This is a genomic window from Saccharomonospora saliphila YIM 90502 (assembly GCF_000383795.1).
Taxonomy (GTDB): Bacteria; Actinomycetota; Actinomycetes; order Mycobacteriales; family Pseudonocardiaceae; genus Saccharomonospora; species Saccharomonospora saliphila.
The window spans coordinates 31,831-35,062 of the sequence record NZ_KB912603.1; the positions used below are offsets into that span (position 1 = coordinate 31,831).

At 72.5% G+C, this 3,232-nt stretch carries 1 protein-coding gene; it reads left to right on the plus strand.

Annotated elements, in window-relative coordinates:
* Positions 1 to 3,232: carboxyl transferase domain-containing protein (locus SACSA_RS21030; RefSeq protein ID WP_019813026.1), on the plus strand; the 3,232-nt coding region annotated here is incomplete at both ends.

Genomic DNA, 3,232 nt, shown 5'->3' on the forward strand with positions numbered 1-3,232 from the left:
CGCGCGGACCGCGCGCTGGCCGGATTGCGGCACCGTCTGCTCGGCTTCGACCTCGACCCGCACGACGAGGGCCGCGCCCTCGACTCGTACCTCGCCGCCCGCGCCGAGCTGGTCGCCGAGGGCGAGTGCCCCGTGGCCGCCGAGGTGGAGCTGCTGCGGGTGTTCGCCGACCTCACCGAGCTCAGCCGCAACCGGCCGGTCGGGGACGAGACCGTTCCCGAGGAGCCGGTGCACAGCCCGCGTGAGTACTTCCACGCCTACCTGCACAGTCTCGACGTGGACCGGGCGGGGCTTCCCGAGGTGTTCCAGCAGCGGCTGACCCGCGCGCTCGGCCACTACGGCGTCACCGACCTGGACCGCGGCCCGGAACTGGAAGAGGCGGTGTTCCGCCTCTTCCTCGCCCAGCAGCGCGCGGCCACGGACGTGGCGGTGGTGACCGCGTTGCTGCGCCAGTGGTCTGCCGACTCGGTGCCCGCGCAACCGGTGCGCGAAACCGTGGGGCACGTGCTGGCCCACCTGGTCACGGCCACCCAGGTGCGGTTCCCGGCCGTGGGCGACCTCGCCCGGGGCGTGGTGTTCCGCTGGTTCGCCCAGCCGATGCTGCGCCGTACCCGCGCCGAGGTGTACGCGCGGGCACGCAGGCACCTGCGCCACCTCGACGCCCGCCCGGACGCCGAGGACCGGGCCGAGCGGATCGCCGAGCTGGTCGCGTTGCCCGAGCCGCTCGTGCGGGTGCTCGGTCAGCGGATCGGCAGGCCCGGGGCCGACCTCGGCCCGTTGCTCGAGGTGATGGCCCGGCGCTATTACCGGGACCGCGCGTTGGAGCACGTCACGGTGGGCCGGGTGGCCGACCGCGCCTGTGTCACCGCCGAGTACGACCTCGACGGCAGCAGATTGCGCCTGGTCTCCACCGCCGCCGACGTCAGCGATCTCACCGGTGCGTTGCACGCGGTGGCCGAGGCGGCCGCCGCGGTGCCGTCGCCGGAATCGGCCGACCCCGACCTGGTGGCCGACCTGTATTTGACCTGGCCCGACCAGTCCGCCGACGAGGACGCGACGGCGGCGAAGCTGCTGGTGGCGCTGTCCGAGGTGTCCCTGCCGGGGCGGGTCCGGCGGGTGACCACGACCGTCGCCAGGCGCAGCGGCGCGGCGTTGCACCACCACTTCACCTTCCGGCCGTCGGCGTCGGGACTGGTGGAGGACCGGCTCATCCGCGGGTTGCACCCGCTGGTGGCCCAGCGCCTGCGGCTGCACCGGCTGAACCGGTTCGACCTCACGCGGCTGCCGTCGGCCGACGAGGACGTGTCGCTGTTCCGCTGTGTGGCGCGTGAGAACACGGCCGACGAGAGGCTCGTCGCGATGGCGCAGGTGCGCGACCTGACCCCGCTGCGGGACTCCGACGGCGAGCTGATCGCGCTGCCCGCGGTCGAGGGCACCCTGGCGGCGTGTCTCGACGCCATCCGCCGTGTCCAGGTGCGGCAACCCGCGAAGAAGCGGTTCGACACCAACCGCGTGCTGATCTACGTGTGGCCGCACAGCGACCTCACGCTGGACGAACTGCGCGCGGTGTCGCGGCGGGTGCTGCCGACCACGGCCGACGCGGGACTCGAGGAGGTCGAGTTCATCGGGCGGCAGCGTGACGCGGAGACCGGTGAGCTGCGCGAGAAGTCGGTCCGCATCCGCTACACCGGCGGAGCCGGGGTGCGCATCCACCGCGAGACGCCGTCCGAGGAGCCGATCCAGCCGCTGGACGACTACGGCCAGAAGGTGCTGCGCGCGCGCCGCCGGGACACGGTCTACCCGTACGAGCTGACCGACATGCTGGCCGGCCCCGATGGCTCGTTCGTCGAGTACGACCTCGACGACGGGGCGCTGGTCCCGGTCGAGCGCCCGAAGGGGCGCAACACCGCCGCGATCGTGACGGGCGTGGTCACCACGCCGACCACACGGCACCCCGGCGGCGTCACCCGGGTGGTGCTGCTCGGTGATCCGACCAAGGCGCTGGGCGCCCTGTCGGAGCCGGAGTGCTCCCGGGTCATCGCCGCGCTCGATCTGGCCGAGCGCCTTGAGGTGCCGGTGGAGTGGTTCGCGCTGTCGGCGGGCGCGCGGATCGCGATGGACTCGGGTACCGAGAACATGGACTGGGTGGCCGCCGCGCTCAAGCGCATCGTCGAGTTCACCCAGGCGGGCGGCGAGATCAACGTGGTGGTGGCCGGCATCAACGTCGGCGCGCAGCCCTACTGGAACGCCGAGGCCACGATGCTCATGCACACCAAGGGCATCCTGGTGATGACGCCGAACTCGGCGATGGTGCTCACCGGCAAGCAGTCGCTCGACTTCTCCGGCGGGGTCTCGGCCGAGGACAACTTCGGCATCGGCGGATACGACCGCGTCATGGGGCCCAACGGGCAGGCGCAGTACTGGGCGGCGGACCTCTCCGGGGCCCGCGAGGTGCTCATGCGCCACTACGACCACACCTACGTGGCGCCGGGCGAAGCCACGCCGCGCCGGGCGGACACCTCCGACCCACGCGACCGGGACGTCCGCGACTACCCGCACGACGTCGCGGGCAGCGATTTCACGACGGTGGGGGAGATCTTCTCCGCCGAGAAGAACCCGGACCGCAAGAAGGCGTTCGACATCCGCACCGTGATGCGCGCGGTCGCCGACACCGACCACCCCGTGCTGGAACGGTGGGCGGGCATGGCCGACGCGGACACGGCGGTGGTGCAGGACGCGCACCTCGGCGGGTGGCCGGTGTGCCTGGTCGGCATCGAGTCGCGATCGGTGGCCCGGCGCGGATTCCCTCCGACGGACGGACCGGACACCTACACGGCGGGCACGTTGTTCCCCCGCTCCTCGAAGAAGGTGGCGCGGGCGATCAACACCGCGAGCGGTAACCGCCCGCTGGTCGTGCTGGCCAACCTGTCCGGGTTCGACGGCTCGCCCGAGTCGATGCGCAAGCTGCAACTGGAGTACGGCGCCGAGATCGGCCGGGCGATCGTGAACTTCTCGGGGCCGATCGTGTTCTGTGTGATCTCGCGGTACCACGGTGGGGCCTTCGTGGTGTTCTCCAAGGCCCTCAACCCGGGGATGACCGTGCTCGCGGTGGACGGTTCGTTCGCCTCGGTCATCGGCGGTGCGCCCGCGGCGGCCGTGGTCTTCTCGGGCGAGGTGAGCGCGCGCACCGCCGCCGACGAGCGGGTGCGGGAGCTGGAACAGCGGGCCGCCG